Source organism: Butyrivibrio sp. AE3004 (assembly GCF_000703165.1).
Taxonomy (GTDB): domain Bacteria; phylum Bacillota; class Clostridia; order Lachnospirales; family Lachnospiraceae; genus Butyrivibrio.
Genome location: NZ_JNLQ01000002.1, coordinates 3,514,869 through 3,530,556 on the forward strand (window position 1 = coordinate 3,514,869; position 15,688 = coordinate 3,530,556).

Consider the following 15,688-nt stretch of genomic DNA (forward strand, 5'->3'; position numbering starts at 1 on the left):
GAATAAATCAATCTTTGTATACGAGTACTTCTTTGTCAGAGATTCCTGCAAGGAAGGGGCCGGGGATGGGTGCGGGAGCTCTGTGGGCTCCGAAGTAATCCTTGTCGAAGGTGATGGGAGTTCCATCAGGATTCTCAAAATATTGTTCGGGCTCAAAGGCTTTTCCGAGAGATTCCGTACTAAGGATGTTGCAGGTAAAATCAGATAGTTTTTCGAACAGGTTTGTCTTAATGAACCAGCTGCCATCCTTTTCCTTTACGGAAAGAGAAACCTTGGTCTTGGTATCGATCAGCTTGTTTTCTTCCTTTTTGTAAACAGTTGCACCGCCAAAATATGCGTTGCCGTCAATCCATACGGGAAGATGACCAAAGTGTGCCTCGGCAAGTTTGCCCATATCCGGGTTCTTATTGAAATCGAACTGGTCTGACCACTCTTCGTAGGTAGGGAAGATATCAAATGGAGCTGTTCCTACAACCTCATAATCCGCATCCTGCGCAGTTTTTTCTTTGTTTTTAATCTCGAATTTTTGTGCAAAGACGTTGTTGTAAATTCTGTCGTCACCGTGAAGGATTGTCATAAAGCCTGCAACCTCGGTGCGGTGACGGATGTGATAAGGAGTGTATCTGGGCTCTCTTTGTCCGTTAATAACGCTGTCTACGCCGGAGTTTATGAGGCTGAAGCTTCCGAGTATAAGGTTGTGGATAACAGCAATACCTTCACTGGGAATTGTTATTGATACAGGTGAGAGCAGCAGGTTGTTGTCGATAAGGGTAGGACCGTGTCCGACTTCAACGAAAACATCAGTGTTGAACATGGCACCGGGAGCTTGCTCTATACCATCAGGTCTGCAGTTGTCATGCATGAAGTTCTGAGAAACTCTTGCGCCTTGAGCCTGCCAGTCAAGCCATACACCCATGATGCAGTTGTGGATGTGATTTCTTCTTATGGTTACGTCGATAGCTGCATGGAGCTTGATGCCTGCAGTCTCAGCGCCGCCAAGCTGCTGTGAATTACAAATATGATGAATGTGGCAGTCCTCAATGGTAGAGAAAACACCGCCCATTCTGCCGACGATACCTGTCTGCTCGCAGTGATGGATATTACATCTTCTTATAAGATGATGACCGATGTTCTCCTTTAACCAGCCGTGGTACTGACCGCGGCAAACAGCGTCGCGCTCCATCTGGGTAGGACTCTTTACATGATGTTTTGTAAAGTACATATCGTTTTCGGGATCAAGGTATTTGCCGAGGGAAATACCGCAGCATCTGCTGTTGGAGATTTCGCAATCCTCGATGATCCAGCCTTTACTCCAGTGAGGACCGATCATACCGTCCTGATAGGCAGCAGGCGGAGCCCAGGTAGTTGCAGCTTTGTTGATATCAAAACCGCTTACCGTAATATAATCAACGCCGTTTTTGTCAGGCATAAAGCAGTTCCTTCTGACACTGATCTCAGTCTTTTCCTTATTGGGATCGAGCTTATGGAAGTTGGCATAGATAACAGTTTCGTCACCATCCTGCTCTGTGTACCACAGATACTTTGCTTCCTTAGGATGCCATGCAAAGGGATCCGGCTCACCCTTTTCACATTCTTCAAGAGAGTCGGTTTCGTACATCATAAGGTCATTTATGAAAACAGCACCTGTATGACGGATCTTTGGTGAAAAATACCAGTCGCCGTATACTCTCTCTTTATAGGGATTAAAATCACCGAATATTGCGTTGTTGATTCTTGCGCTCCAAACGTTATTCTTTTCCTTTTTCCAGTTTGTTAAAAGCTCTGCGCCGGTAATTACAGCTTCAAGCGGTTTCTCGGAACGATATGTAATTCTTGCGCATTCTGTTCCCGAATTTACAGGAACAACACGCTCGCGGTATACACCGGGCTTAACGATAACCTCATCTCCGGGAAGAGCAATCTTTGCTGCGTCATTTATGTTTTTAAAAGGCGCATTTATACTGCCGTCGCCATCACGGAAGGCATTTGAGTCTACATAATAAATCATATCTTTCTCCCTCCAAAACTATTAAAAGTGGACTATACAAATCTGGCACAATTGCCAAAAATACCATAATTTATACTGCAAAACGTACAAATTATGGTATATATTAAGCGCATAAAATCAGTATGTCAATAATATGCATAAAATAATAAACGGAAAAGCAATAATTATATACAAAATGACAATATGTGCATAGACCATCAGATTGCATAAAGCCTATTATTAAAACGTAATAAATTTTGTTCATCTCTCACAACAGATGGACTGGGAGCCTTTTTTGTTGTCGTGCGTATTTTGCACGACATTACAAAAACGGATATCCGACAATATTTAATCTGATATAGATTTGCGTTTATAGAGGAGGTGCAACTTGACAAAGAAAAAAGCTTATTCGTTTCAACTTTTCCTATTGGTGCTTCCGTTTATAGTGCTGGTGCTGCTGTTTAGCTATTACCCGCTTTATGGATGGATGTATGCGTTCTATGATTACAAACCACCGAAAACACTGGCGAACAGTGCATTTGTAGGTTTCAAATGGTTTGCGTCACTTGTCAGCAGCGATGTTAAGATCAAGCAGCTTATCCAGGTACTTAAAAACACATTTGCAATGAGCGGACTTACACTCGGAACGAGCTGGCTGCCTATGCTCTTTGCGGTATTTCTCAATGAGATAAAGGGAGTAAAGTTCAGAAAATTCGTGCAGACAGTAACAACACTGCCGAACTTCGTAAGCTGGGTTATGGTTTATTCAATAGCATTCTCGCTGTTCAACAGCACAGGTATGATGAACTCCCTCCTTACAAAAGCAGGACTTATAAGCACACCTATTCTTTTCCTTCAGTCATCTTCACATGTATGGTTCACACAGTGGTTATGGCTTACCTGGAAAAACCTCGGATGGGCAGCAATCATGTACATAGCTGCAATTTCCAGTATCGATGATGAGCTTATTCAGGCAGCGAGAGTTGACGGAGCAACAAGAATGCAGGTTATATGGCATATAACAATTCCCAGCCTTCTTCCTACCTACTTTGTTCTTCTTGTACTTAATGTTGCTAACTTCCTTAATAATGGTATGGAACAGTATTACGTATTCCAGAACGCATTTAATAAGGATTATATTCAGGTACTTGACCTGTACGTTTACAACATGGCTATGGGTAGCGGCGGTTACTCTGTATCTGTTGCGATCAGTATGCTGAAGAGCCTTGTCAGCCTTGTTCTTCTATTTGTAGTTAACAGAGCCTCCAAGTCAATTCGCGGCGAGAGCATTCTGTAAAGGGAGGTAGAGACAATGGCTATAACACATTCTATGACAGATACGGTGAATACTATGACAGGTTCAAACAACACTAAGGCAAATAAAAAGACCAAGATGCATGTAAGTGCCGGTGACAGAGCTGTGGAAATTGTCTGCTACATAATCTTTACAATAGCAGCGTTCCTGTGCCTGTATCCGTTCTACTACATCATAATAAACACTATTAGTGCAAATGATATAAGCGCAAGAGGAGATATCCTTTTCCTTCCGCAGAATATACATTTCCACAACTATATTTCCGCATTCAGGATTGAGGGACTTCCTCAGGCATTCAAGATTTCTCTTATGAGAACAATTCTCGGAACAGCGCTTACGGTTTTTGCATCCGCTTTTCTTGGATTCATGTTTACTCAGGAAAAAATGTGGAAGAGAAAGTTCTGGTACAGAGTAGTGGTTGCAACCATGTACTTCAACGCAGGAATTATTCCCTGGTACCTGGTTATGAAATCCATGCACCTTACAAACAACTTCTGGGGGTACATACTTCCCGCTATCGTTTCACCCTTCAACCTGATCCTGACAAAGACCTTCGTTGAATCGGTTCCGAAGGAGCTTCAGGAAGCAGCTGAAATGGATGGTGCAGGAGTACTTACAGTATTCTTCAGAGTTATCATCCCGGTAATCAAGCCTATCATGGCAACAGTTGCTATTTTCTCAGCTGTCAGCCAGTGGAACGCATTCCAGGATACCTTGCTTCTCATGACTGATACAAAGCTTTATCCTTTGCAGTTCGTGCTTTATCAGTATCTGAATCAGGCAAGCTCACTTGCATCACTTGCACAGAGTACCTCAAGTACGGCATCACTTGCAGCTGCGGCAGCTACAGCTCAGACAACCACAAGTGTACGTATGACAATAACAGTTATCGTAGTACTTCCGATCATGCTCGTTTACCCCATCTTCCAGAAGTACTTTGTAAAGGGAATTATGATCGGGGCGGTAAAAGGTTGAGCAGAGCACTTAGCGAAGTCCTTTTGAGCTTAGTGCGAGCCATGGGTGAACACTTGGCGAGGTTTTTCACGAGCCTAGTGAGAATCCCAGAGAGGAACTTCCAGGACCCTCATCCGGCAGCTGCGCTGCCACCTTCCCCCTGGGAGGGGGAAGGCGTTGAATGTTCAAGGCTGTCACTTTCTAAGGGGAAGGCTTTAATTGGAAGTATTAAAAAATCTCAACCAGCTTTAGGGTTGAGATATATGTTTGGAATAATAAAAAATCTTACCCGGCTAAAGGGTTGAGATATATGTTTGGAATAATAAAAAAATCTTACCCGGCTAAAGGGTTGAGATATATGTATGGAAAAAAGGAGGAATGAAAATGAAACTCAAAAAACTTTCATCTCTGGCACTTACTGCAATGCTTACAGTAAGTATGCTTGCCGGATGTGGCGGGGGAAGTGCAGAGAGCACAACCACAGATGGTGGCAGTACGGAGACAAAAACAGAATCCACTGAGGCGTCTGAGAGCACAGATGCTACTGAGAGCAGTGATTCAGCAGAGGCAGCTCCCGCAGCAAACCACGACGAGACCTATACTGTGGATTTCTACAACGTAGCAGCTAACTTCCAGGGTATTCAGCCCGGATGGTATGGCAAGATCGTTAAGGACAAGTTCAACATGGACCTTAACATCATCGCTCCTCAGGTATCAGGCGATGGCGCAGCTCTTTATCAGACAAGATGTGCAGCAGGCGCACTCGGTGATCTTATCATCCTTGATAATGCCGATGCTGCAGAGTGCGTAGAGTCAGGACTTATTCATGACCTTACAGATGCACTTTCAAAGTATCCTAACCTTATGAAGTATGAAAAGCAGATCAAAGAGTTCAACTCACAGATCGGTGACGGCTCCAAGATCTATTGCATACCGCTTGAAATGAACAACAACGGACCTACAGATTACAAGCAGCTCCACGTTTATTCTTATCCTCGTATGGGATGGGATATGTACAACGAAGTTGGTGCTCCCGAGCTTAAGAATGTTGATGACCTTCTTGATTGCCTTAAGGCTATCCAGGATGCACATCCTACAAACGAAAACGGTGATCCCGCATATGCTATCAGCATGTGGAAGGATTGGGATTCACAGTACATGGAGAACGTAGCTCAGGTTACAAAGTGGTATGGCCAGGAAGTTAACGGCTCCGTACTTATCGGCACAGACAACTCAATCGCTCCTATCACAGATAAGGATGGCGCTTACTACAAGATGCTTAAGTTCTTCTACAAAGCTAACCAGATGGGACTTGTTGATCCCGACTCTGCAACTCAGGACTGGAACTCAATCGTTTCCAAGATGCAGGATAAGAGAGTTTACCTCTACTGGTACAGCTGGCAGTATGGCTTCTGGAACAGCCCTGCTAAGGGAGAAGAGGGAACCAACTATGTTGAGATTCCTGTAGCTGATACAAACCTTTACCAGGCATCAGACACCTACTATGGTGATGGCCGTGTTCTTTGCGTAGGTTCACAGGTTGACGACGCAAACTTTGACAGACTTATGGAGTTCCTTGACTGGTATGCTTCACCTGAGGGTGTTCAGATCCAGCATGCAGGTACAGAAGGCCTTACATACACAATCGAAGATGGCAAGTACACACTTACAGAGGATGGACTTAACAGATTCTCTGCAGAAGTTCTCGTTCCTGAGGAAATGGGCGGCGGTAACTGGAATGATGGTAACAACCAGATCAACCAGTGGATCGTAGCATCATGTGATGTTAACCCTGAGACAGGTGAGCCTTATGCTTCAGATATGTGGTCAACAACAATCGAGATGAACCAGACAAAGACAACAAAGGAATGGTCCGAGAAGTTTGGTGCAGCTGATGACGTTGAATACCTCAAGAAGAACAACATGATGACAGTTGTTCCTTCAATCAACATCGCACTTGCAATCGATTCTACAGACATCAGCCTTATCCGTAAGCAGTGCGGCGATGTTATAAAGGATTCTTCATGGAGAATGGTATTTGCTAAGGATGATGCAGACTTCGATGCTCAGTGGGATGAAATGACAACTCAGCTTGAAGGCCTTGGCTTCCAGGATCTCGTAGCATTCGATACAGAGAAGTATCAGCCTATGCTTGATGCAAGAAAAGCGGCTCAGTAATATAGCTTAAAAAATGGGGCATCGCTTCGGATGATTGATCATCCGGGCGGCGCCCTTTTCTTTTGCTTTACATGTTTGCGTTTATAAATTGGTATAATTTTGACAATTCGTGGTATAATTTATATATAGAGTTATCTTTTGATATATGAAAATAAAATGCTTACGGAGAAGACAGACTATGAAAGATAAACTAAAAAATGATTTGATTGAGGCGTATTTATATGAATACCAATTTGCTGACTGGGACTTGATTAATGAAGATATATTAAAGGATCCGGATACGCCGTCACTTATTCTTGATATGTTGTATGACGCAAATAAGGCGGACATGAGAGTTCTTAGAGGCATATCTGTACATCCAAAAGCATCTCCTGAATTGTTAAAGATACTCTCAGCTGATGAAAATGATGCAGTAAGATGGGGCGTTGCTGAAAACAATAATACACCTGATGATGCGCTTTTAAAGCTGTCAAAGGATAGCAGTGATGTCATAAGATACAGGGTTGCTCACAATCCTCACGCTCCCGAGGCTGTACTTGCGGGACTTTCAAAAGAGGAGAGCAAGATCGTAAGAAGTGGCGTTGCTTTAAACGCACATACCGAACACGGCATCCTGGAGCATTTTGCAAATGATAAAGAGGAAATCGTTCGTCTTGCGGTTGCGGAAAATAATAGTACAAGCGCTGATATCTTAACTGTCCTTTCAGATGATATCGATAGAAACGTAAGGGCTGCCGTAGCTGAAAATAAAAATACTTCCGAGCAGACATTGACAAAGCTCGCAGGAGACAGGAGAACAGTAGTAAGGGACAAGACATCAAGGAATCCTAATACACCAATAGCTGCGCTTCAGGGACTTATAAATGACGGAGAGATCGTAGTAAGAGAAGGTGTTGCAAGAAATGAAAGTTCTACAGTTGAAATCCTGAATGTTCTTGCAAATGATCAGAAGCAGTCCGTGCGCTCCGGAGTTGCGAGAAACAAGAATTCCTCCGAGGACATCTTAAGAAAGCTGTCAGATGACGGAGATGCATACGTAAGAAAAGCAGTTGCAAGAAATAAGAATACACCTGAAACAGTCCTTACAAGGCTTTCAAAAGATGATGACTGGCGCGTCTGCGAAGGTGTTGCCACTAATCCCAGTTCACCTGCTGCTGTCCTTGAATTCCTTTCAAATGACAGAGACCGATATGTTAGAAAAGCTGTTGCCAGTAACGTGAGCACTCCTGATGATGTGCTCATACGCCTTGCAGAAGATGATGAGTGGATTGTTCGTGAGAATGTAGCAAATAATCCAAAGGCTCCCATAGAAGCCCTTATGAAAATGAAGGATGATGATGACTGGAGAGTTGCAAGGCTTATAGTTAAAAATCCAAATATGACAGAAGAAGCCCTTCATCGTATCTCATTATCCCATGGCTTCAGAATGAGATATAAGGCCTGCGTTGCACTTCTAAAGCATGAGGAAGACTTGTAGTATTTATAAAAATTTTAGAAATTTCACTAAACTTTTTGAAGTGTTTGAATATCGGGAGATTTTGCACGTATTATTATATATTGACCTTAATTTTGCTTTAAAATAGCTGAATTGCATAATAATAATATAAATTAATAGGATTTTTAGAAAAAATAGCTAAAGATTTCTTGAATTATTCCGATATTTGATATAGCATAAACTTATAAGCATAATTTCATTGTGGTTTTCAAGCAAAAGAAAAGGAGATATGAAATATGATTAAGAAAATGAGGGCGAGATTAACAGAAAAAAAAGGATTTACATTAGCTGAGCTCCTGATTGTAGTTGCTATTATAGCCGTGCTGGTTGCAATTGCGATTCCAATTTTTAGTACTCAGCTGGAGAAGAGCCGAGAGGCAACTGATTTGGCTAATGTTCGTGCAGCATATGCTGAAGTAATGGCACAATATTTGACAGGTAATGGTTCTGGAAAAAGTATGAGTGTTACTGCAAATCAGACACAGGCAAGTTGGCAAGGCCCGGCTGGAGCTATTACTACCCAAATTAACGGAACAGAGGGTAAAGTAAGCTTTGCTGCGAAGATTAAACCGAATAAGTATAAAGTAGCAATTAGTTCAGGAGGTACAGTCACTGTTAACTAATTTTTTAAAAATATAATAATCATCTATTTTGAAAAATAGGCATGAAAAGCGCTGCCAATGTATGCTGTACAGGTGGCGCTTTTATATTTCTTATTATCTGGAGATAAACAGATGAGTATTAAGTTAAAGAATATGTTAATAGCACTTGCTACTACATTACCACTTATGTTTGTTTTGATTTTTTTTGGCTATTGTCCGTTACATTATGATGTTATATTGCATACTGACAACGTGCAAGGTGAAGGCATTTGTCAAAGCTATATTTGTCCTGATTCAGGAATAGCTGCTTTTTATAAAGTGGTTTTCTATTTCGGAAGCGAATTGAAGAAGGCTACAATTAAGGGATATCATTACGATGTTGAAACTATATACTTAGTTGTTTCTGATGTCTCGGAATTTGAAGTAACAGGAGTGGATTCGTATATTAAGGGAATACATCTGGGACATTTTAATCCGACAGATATTTTGGCTGATGGGGAAAGTGTTGAGGGAAAGAAAGCTATTATGAATTCTCATGAAGGGATATTGCATGTAGATGTAAAAGATCCTGACGTTGGGGCTACTATATCTCTTTCGCTTCCTTTTATCCCAATATGGTTTTGGACTGTTTATTTATCTTGTATCGTGCTACTTTCTATATTATTTGCATTTTTGTTTACGATGATATTTGAACGGTTTTATCATGGTCAGCTGTTTGTAATGCATGCAACTTGTATTTCAGTAACGTTACTTGCAGGTATCTTTTTTTGTGGAAGTCTCCCTTACGTATCCTATAATAATTTTCTTCTTAATTGGCTTTTCTTATTTTCAATCAGTTTGTTATTGAATGCTATAACATTGCCCTTTCTTGGTACTGTGCTTACAATGATTTTTACGACTTGCTGGTATATTGCTAATTATTTTGTAATTACCCTTCGGAATAAACCTATAATGCCTGCGGATCTTAAAGCAATTGGTACAGCCAAAGAGGTAATGGGAGGTTATACCTTTATTCCTACTTGGAAGATGATATTGGGGATTGCTGTAGTTATTCTGTATATTTTACTATTGATTTATGTATGGAAGAAAAATGAATCACAAGACCAAGAAGAGGGAGCGAAACGAAGATTTGTCAGAAGGATTATTACAGCGGGTATAGCAATATTATTAATGCTGATAGGCATTAATACAAAAGTTTTTAAAAATCTCAATTCTTTCGCATGGGATGTTGTATTACTGAAGAGCTTTCATGAAGAAGGTATGGTTACAACATATCTTAAGAGTGCAATTAATTCAAAAGTAAAAAAACCTGAAGGGTATTCAAGAGAAAAAGTAAATCAGTACCTTTCAGAATATAATAATGAGAAAAAAGTTGATGAAAATGATGTTAGGCCTACTAACATTATTATGGTTATGAATGAGGCTTTTTCTGACCTACGAACTGTGGGGATGGATAATAATATTGATGTTATGCCATTTATTGATAGCCTTAAAGAGAACACTATAGAAGGAAATCTTTCTGTAGGCGTTTTTGGTGGAGGTACATGTAATACCGAGTTTGAAGCATTAACTGGAAATACACTGGCATTTCTTGGAGTAGGTGCATATCCATATACGGAAAATGTAACAGATACAATGTTTTCTTTGGCGTCATATTTTAAAAGTATTGGATATGATACAGAAGCTTTTCACCCAAATGAAGCAAATAACTGGAACAGAAATATGGTATACCCAAATTTGGGATTTGATTTATTTCATAGCATTTCGGATTTCAAGTCATTTGGAGAAGTTAAATATCTGCATGACCTTCCTGCAGATATAACAGATTACAGTTATATTGAAGCTGTTGATAGTGAAAAGAGTACAGAACCTAGATTTTTATTTGATGTTACTATGCAAAATCATTCGGGGTATGAAAGATGGCTTGATGTTGATAAGGCAGAAACAGTAGCTGAGAACGGAAGTAATCTTTATGTTGATACGCAGGTATATTTGTCACTTATAAAAGCATCCGATGAATCTGTAAAACAGCTAGTGGAAACATATAAAAATAGCAGTGAGCCGACGATGATTATCTTCTTTGGCGATCATCAACCGGGACTTCCTTGGGTAGCAATTGATGAATTATATACAGGGATGGAATCTCAACTTGATCAATATAAGTCTAAATTCTTTATTTGGACAAACTATGATACAGAGGAAAAACATGATGTGCAAATAAGTGCAAATTACCTACCATGGTTGATACTGGATCGTGGGAATTTTCCTCTTCCGCCTTATGTACAGATGCTTGAAGAACTACATGAAGAATATCCGATTATTTCTTCGCAGGGAGTAATGGACAAAAACGGAAATATTTATACAGGCGTAGCCGAAATTTTGGATGATCCATTAATTCAGAAATATCAGTATATTCAATATGCTAATCTTTTTGATGAGATTGATCCTGCCTGGTTTGAAGTTAAGAATATGGCGCAATGACCTACTGGTGCCAGAGAAAAACAATTTTTATCCGATATTCTCATTTATACGGAATATAAAATGTGGACTGAACATATTAGGAAAAGAGTTTGTGTACATTGATACACAACCATAAAAAGTGATATAATAATCTAATAAATATATTCACTTTTTCGTTATTTATCGCACACAGGATATGACCTATGGACAAGATAAAGGATAGCAGAGGAATAGCCCGTACAGTGGCTTTGTTCGCACTAATTGCATTTGTGCTGGTAGCGATAATTGCTATAAGGATTATCCGTATTCAGGCCGAAAAAAAATTTGAGGATATGGATGAGACGATAGTTGCTTCGGCAGAACGTGAAGCACAGGTCAATTATCTGCAGGATGATTCCTTATACGACACTGTGGCGGTATTTGACATTGAAACAAAAAAGTTCATAGAACCGGCAAAAGCTAAGCAGACAGTTAAACCCTATGGGAATTCTAAGGAGCATCAGGGGAAATATCTGTTAATAACATTTGAAGAAGACCATAGCATCTCTTCTAAATGGGTGGCACCGTAATTACTTAAGTTTGACATTTTATCAGGGGGAAATATGCCAAAGAAGAGGATAGGTGACCTGCTTATTGAGCGAGGCCTAATTAATGAGAAAGAGCTTCAGTTTGCACTGGATATGCAGAAGCAGACTCATGAGAAGCTCGGTGAAGTTCTGATCAACAACAAAATAGTAACTCCGGAGAACATGGCACAGACTCTGGCAGTTCAGCTGGAGGTAGACTACATAGACCTGGGTAAGGTGAGCATTCCGCAGGAAATGGCGAAGCTTGTGCAGAGAAATACTGCAAAGCAAAATCATCTTGTTCCGGTACAAAAACAGGGGGACACTCTTTATGTAGCAATGGATGACCCCTTGAATTACTACGCTCTCGATGAAGTGCGAAAGGCGGCAAATCTAAAGATTGTGCCTCTTATTGCGACGCATGTTGCGGTTGAGAGAGCGATAAATACCCTGTACGGTAATGAAAATGCCAAGAAGGCTATTGCCGATTACAAGAGAGAACTTGGAAGTCATGGAACAGAAGCTGAACAGTCGCTTTCAAATTTCGACTTTGTAATCACATCCAATTCAATCAGCGGAGACAGTGAGGGTGCGCCCACTATCCGTTTGGTAAACTCGATCATAGAGCGTGCTGTTTCAGAGCATGCATCAGATATCCATTTTGAGCCAAGAGAGCATGACATGGATGTCCGCATGCGTATTGACGGTGTGCTAAGAGATATATTAAAAGTTCCGAAGGACGTAACTGCTGCAGTTATCGCCCGTGTTAAAACCATGTCCGGAATGGACGTTGCAGAAAAAAGAATTCCACAGGACGGCAGATTTGCTGTAAGTGTTCTTGGCACAAGCATTGATATGCGTGTCTCCACGCTTCCGATTGCGTGGGGTGAAAAAATCGTGTGCCGTCTTCTTGATAAATCCAACACAAACATTGATAAAGAAATGCTTGGGCTTAACCCTGATGATATGGCTAAGTATGAAAAGCTCATACACTATAAAAACGGCGTAATGCTGCTTGTTGGACCTACCGGTTCAGGTAAGACAACAACCATGTATGCAATGCTTAATGAGCTTAATACCAGAGACGTTAACCTTGTAACCCTTGAAGATCCTATCGAGTATAACCTTGATGGACTTAATCAGGTGCAGGTTAATCCCAAAACAAATATGACCTTTGCAAACGGCCTAAGAGCAATACTTCGTCAGGACCCTGACATTGTCTCCGTAGGTGAGATCCGTGACGGTGAAACTGCAGAGATATGCCTCAGAGCAGCTCTTACGGGACGTTTTGTTATGAGCACCATCCACACCAATGATGCGGTAGGTGCAATAGACAGATTGGAGGACATCGGCGTTGAACCTTATCTGATATCGGCTACCCTGAGGGGAGTTATATCACAGAGACTGGTAAGACGAGTATGTCCTTATTGTGCTGAGGAATACGAGCCGCAAAGAGATGAGCTTGAAAAACTTGGAATAAAGATTGAACCCGGCACGAAGTTCAAATTCGGAAAAGGCTGTCAGCACTGTTTCAATACAGGGTATTCCGGACGAATCGGAATATTTGAGATCATGATGGTAACTCCGGAAGTTCGTGACCTTATTTACAAGAGAGCAGGACGAACGGAAATTGAAAAAGCCCTGAAAAAAGAGGGAACAGGCTTTGTATCCCTTAAGGAAGCAGGGATAAGACTTATACTCGACGGAATAACAACGACCTATGAAGTAATGAGAGTAACCAACGAAAGCGACTGATTTGACCTGAAGGCAGGTAATGAGGGCAATACTATGATGACGATAGATGAACTGGTAGCAAAGGCAAAGGCAGATGGCGCATCCGATATTCATATCATATGCGGACTTCCTCCGAAGTACAGAAAAAGCGGCGAGCTTGAAAACATGGAGGAGACTCCGGTAACTGAGGAAGAATGCTTAAACCTTGCAAGAAAGCTTGCAGGGTCGGAAAAAGCTTTTGATGAGCTTATGACAACTGGCGAGCTTGATGCAGCCGATACCTTTGCTGATAACAGATGTCGTATCCATTTGTTCAAACAGCAGGGAATACCGTCACTAGCCTTAAGAATACTTTCAGAGCATATCCCGGAGCTGTCAACGCTTGGACTTCCCATGGCAGTGCTTGACCTTCCAAAACTCCATAAAGGAATCGTGCTTGTAACAGGTGAAACGGGTTCCGGTAAATCAACAACCCTTGCCGCTATTTTGGATAACATTAACCATAACTATAAAAGGCACATAGTAACCCTTGAAGATCCTGTAGAGTACATGTACAAGCCTGACCTCTGTGCAATAAACCAGAGAGAAGTCGGAAAGGATACACAGAGCTTTGCAATGGGACTTAGGGCTTCACTTCGAGAAGATCCCAACGTAATCCTCATCGGTGAAATGCGTGACAGGGATACAATCGAGACGGCCATAACAGCAGCGGAAACAGGACACCTTGTTTTCGGAACACTGCATACAGGTAGTGCAGCGGATTCCATAGACCGTATGGTTCAGGTATTCCCTGAGGCAGCTCAGCAGCAGATAAGACTTCAGCTTTCAATGGTTTTGCAGGCGGTACTTACCCAGCAGCTTATCCAGAAAAAAGGCGGCGGCAGAGCACTTGCTTCAGAATACATGATAGTTACCGATGCTATAAGAAATCTTATAAGAACAGGTAATACACCTCAGATAGCAAATGCAGTTGCGACAAGTGCGGAGCTTGGCGGACAGACAATGGATCAGTCAATTTGTATGCTTGTGAGAAAGGGGCTTATCACAAGAGAAAATGCCCTGCACTATGCAGTTAACAAGGATTTCGTAACAAGAAATATGAACTGAGATCAGAGCCCGGAATTATTCGGGAATGAAATGTATAGAAAATTAGTTTTTTAGATGAGGGGCTTATGAATAACTACAAGTATACAGCGCTTACAGCTTCAGGAGATAAGGTCAACGGAATGCTTGAAGCAATCGACCAGCTCGAAGCAACAGCAAAAATCAGACAACAGTATAATGTAGTTCTTTCTGTCAAAGAGATTAAGGGAAAGAGTATAGAGTTCTCGGAATTTTTGGGGGCTGATATTGGCGGTAAAAAACTTGATCCCAAAGCATTTACTCTTATGTGCAGCCAGTTTGCGACTATTCTTGCAGCAGGAATACCTATCTCAAGAGCGGTTAAGCTTATTCGTGATAAGACGACCAACAAGGCTTTGAAAAATATGCTGACAAAGGTATTTGAGGATGTTGAAGCGGGACGTGCTCTTTCGGCAGCTTTTAATGAACACGGCGGTAGCTTTCTTCCCGCAACCTTTTGCGAGACTCTTCGTGCTGGTGAGGAGGCAGGTGACCTTGCAGGTTCTTTTGATTCAATATACAGGCACTTTGATAAGCAGACCAAGATGGGAGCAAAGGTTAGAAGCGCAATGAGCTACCCCATGTTCGTTTTGTTCATAGCTGTAGTTGTTGTTATGGTCATGATGGTAAAGGTTGTACCTACATTTACGGCTATATTTGAAGAGATCGGAGGAGAGCTTCCTCTGCCTACAAGGATGCTTATAGGAATATCAAACTTCTTTAGTAAATATATTCTTGTAATAGTACTTGTCATCGCAGTTTTGATAGTGGCATTCATTTTGATAAAAAGAAATCCAAAGGGTGCAAGAAAGCTTTCCGAAATACAGCTTAAGCTTCCAATCCTGGGAAATATTGCAGAGCTTAATGCGGCAAGTCTTTTTGCAAATACCATGGCTACAATGATAGGCTCAGGACTTCCGATGACAAAGGCAGTAAATATAACATCAAGGGTTATGACCAACGAAGTTTACAAGGAAGAGATAGCCGGCATGGTCGGAAAAATAGAGGAAGGAAGAACAGTAGTAGACTCCATGCGTGACACTCATGTAATGCCGGATATTCTGACAGACATGGTAGGTGTCGGTGAAGAGACAGGTGAAATGAAGCACACCATGGACGTAATAGCAAAGTACTACGACAATGAGCTTGAACAGGCAGTTGCCAAGGCAATAGCAATGCTTGAGCCTGCGCTCCTTATATTTATAGCAGCTATTGCGGGCTTTGTAGTTATAGCGATTTATATGGCAATGTTTACTATGTATCAGGGGATGTGAG

At 41.4% G+C, this 15,688-nt stretch carries 12 protein-coding genes; 11 read left to right on the forward strand and 1 reads right to left on the reverse strand.

Annotated elements, in window-relative coordinates:
• Positions 1 to 7 precede the first annotated feature (7 nt).
• Positions 8 to 2,008, reverse strand: coding sequence for a right-handed parallel beta-helix repeat-containing protein (locus BV60_RS0118140; RefSeq protein ID WP_029324000.1), 2,001 nt, complete (start codon positions 2,006 to 2,008; stop codon positions 8 to 10).
• Positions 2,009 to 2,375: 367 nt separating this feature from the next.
• Here BV60_RS0118140 and BV60_RS0118145 point away from each other — a divergent pair, with 367 nt between their 5' ends.
• From BV60_RS0118145 to BV60_RS0118195, 11 genes are all read left to right on the forward strand, one after another.
• Positions 2,376 to 3,284, forward strand: coding sequence for an ABC transporter permease subunit (locus tag BV60_RS0118145; RefSeq protein WP_029324001.1), 909 nt, complete (start codon positions 2,376 to 2,378; stop codon positions 3,282 to 3,284).
• A gap of 54 nt (positions 3,285 to 3,338) precedes the next feature.
• Positions 3,339 to 4,277 (forward strand): carbohydrate ABC transporter permease, encoded by a 939-nt coding sequence (locus tag BV60_RS0118150; protein WP_029324002.1) that lies wholly within the window; start codon positions 3,339 to 3,341, stop codon positions 4,275 to 4,277.
• A gap of 41 nt (positions 4,278 to 4,318) precedes the next feature.
• Complete coding sequence (locus BV60_RS0118155) at positions 4,319 to 4,561, forward strand: hypothetical protein (RefSeq protein ID WP_197029593.1); 243 nt, start codon at positions 4,319 to 4,321, stop codon at positions 4,559 to 4,561.
• A 79-nt stretch (positions 4,562 to 4,640) separates the two neighbouring features.
• The gene (locus BV60_RS0118160) at positions 4,641 to 6,434 is read left to right on the forward strand and encodes a sugar ABC transporter substrate-binding protein (RefSeq protein WP_029324004.1); all 1,794 of its coding nucleotides are present in this window, start codon (positions 4,641 to 4,643) and stop codon (positions 6,432 to 6,434) included.
• Positions 6,435 to 6,612: 178 nt separating this feature from the next.
• The gene (locus BV60_RS0118165; protein WP_029324005.1) at positions 6,613 to 7,911 is read left to right on the forward strand and encodes a HEAT repeat domain-containing protein; all 1,299 of its coding nucleotides are present in this window, start codon (positions 6,613 to 6,615) and stop codon (positions 7,909 to 7,911) included.
• A gap of 254 nt (positions 7,912 to 8,165) precedes the next feature.
• A complete protein-coding gene (locus BV60_RS0118170; protein WP_051656842.1) occupies positions 8,166 to 8,552 on the forward strand; it encodes a type IV pilin protein in 387 nt (128 codons plus the stop codon).
• A 111-nt stretch (positions 8,553 to 8,663) separates the two neighbouring features.
• The gene (locus BV60_RS0118175; RefSeq protein WP_029324007.1) at positions 8,664 to 11,012 is read left to right on the forward strand and encodes an LTA synthase family protein; all 2,349 of its coding nucleotides are present in this window, start codon (positions 8,664 to 8,666) and stop codon (positions 11,010 to 11,012) included.
• Between the two features lie 182 nt (positions 11,013 to 11,194).
• Positions 11,195 to 11,560, forward strand: coding sequence for a hypothetical protein (locus tag BV60_RS0118180; RefSeq protein WP_029324008.1), 366 nt, complete (start codon positions 11,195 to 11,197; stop codon positions 11,558 to 11,560).
• A gap of 33 nt (positions 11,561 to 11,593) precedes the next feature.
• Entirely contained in the window at positions 11,594 to 13,312 is a 1,719-nt protein-coding gene (locus BV60_RS0118185) for a GspE/PulE family protein (protein ID WP_029324009.1), read from the forward strand.
• A gap of 33 nt (positions 13,313 to 13,345) precedes the next feature.
• Positions 13,346 to 14,398 carry a type IV pilus twitching motility protein PilT gene (locus BV60_RS0118190; RefSeq protein ID WP_029324010.1) on the forward strand — a complete coding sequence of 351 codons (1,053 nt, stop codon included), beginning with the start codon at positions 13,346 to 13,348 and terminating at the stop codon, positions 14,396 to 14,398.
• 65 nt (positions 14,399 to 14,463) lie between these two features.
• On the forward strand, positions 14,464 to 15,687 hold the full coding sequence (locus BV60_RS0118195; RefSeq protein WP_029324011.1) for a type II secretion system F family protein: 1,224 nt from the start codon (positions 14,464 to 14,466) through the stop codon (positions 15,685 to 15,687).
• Position 15,688: the final 1 nt, after the last annotated feature.

Coding starts and splice junctions, on each gene's coding strand:
- BV60_RS0118140 (WP_029324000.1), bottom strand. CDS start 2,008: ATGATTTATTATGTAGACTCAAATGCCTTCCGTGATGGCGACGGCAGT.
- BV60_RS0118150 (WP_029324002.1), top strand. CDS start 3,339: ATGACAGGTTCAAACAACACTAAGGCAAATAAAAAGACCAAGATGCAT.
- BV60_RS0118155 (WP_197029593.1), top strand. CDS start 4,319: ATGGGTGAACACTTGGCGAGGTTTTTCACGAGCCTAGTGAGAATCCCA.
- BV60_RS0118160 (WP_029324004.1), top strand. CDS start 4,641: ATGAAACTCAAAAAACTTTCATCTCTGGCACTTACTGCAATGCTTACA.
- BV60_RS0118165 (WP_029324005.1), top strand. CDS start 6,613: ATGAAAGATAAACTAAAAAATGATTTGATTGAGGCGTATTTATATGAA.
- BV60_RS0118170 (WP_051656842.1), top strand. CDS start 8,166: ATGATTAAGAAAATGAGGGCGAGATTAACAGAAAAAAAAGGATTTACA.
- BV60_RS0118175 (WP_029324007.1), top strand. CDS start 8,664: ATGAGTATTAAGTTAAAGAATATGTTAATAGCACTTGCTACTACATTA.
- BV60_RS0118180 (WP_029324008.1), top strand. CDS start 11,195: ATGGACAAGATAAAGGATAGCAGAGGAATAGCCCGTACAGTGGCTTTG.
- BV60_RS0118185 (WP_029324009.1), top strand. CDS start 11,594: ATGCCAAAGAAGAGGATAGGTGACCTGCTTATTGAGCGAGGCCTAATT.
- BV60_RS0118190 (WP_029324010.1), top strand. CDS start 13,346: ATGATGACGATAGATGAACTGGTAGCAAAGGCAAAGGCAGATGGCGCA.
- BV60_RS0118195 (WP_029324011.1), top strand. CDS start 14,464: ATGAATAACTACAAGTATACAGCGCTTACAGCTTCAGGAGATAAGGTC.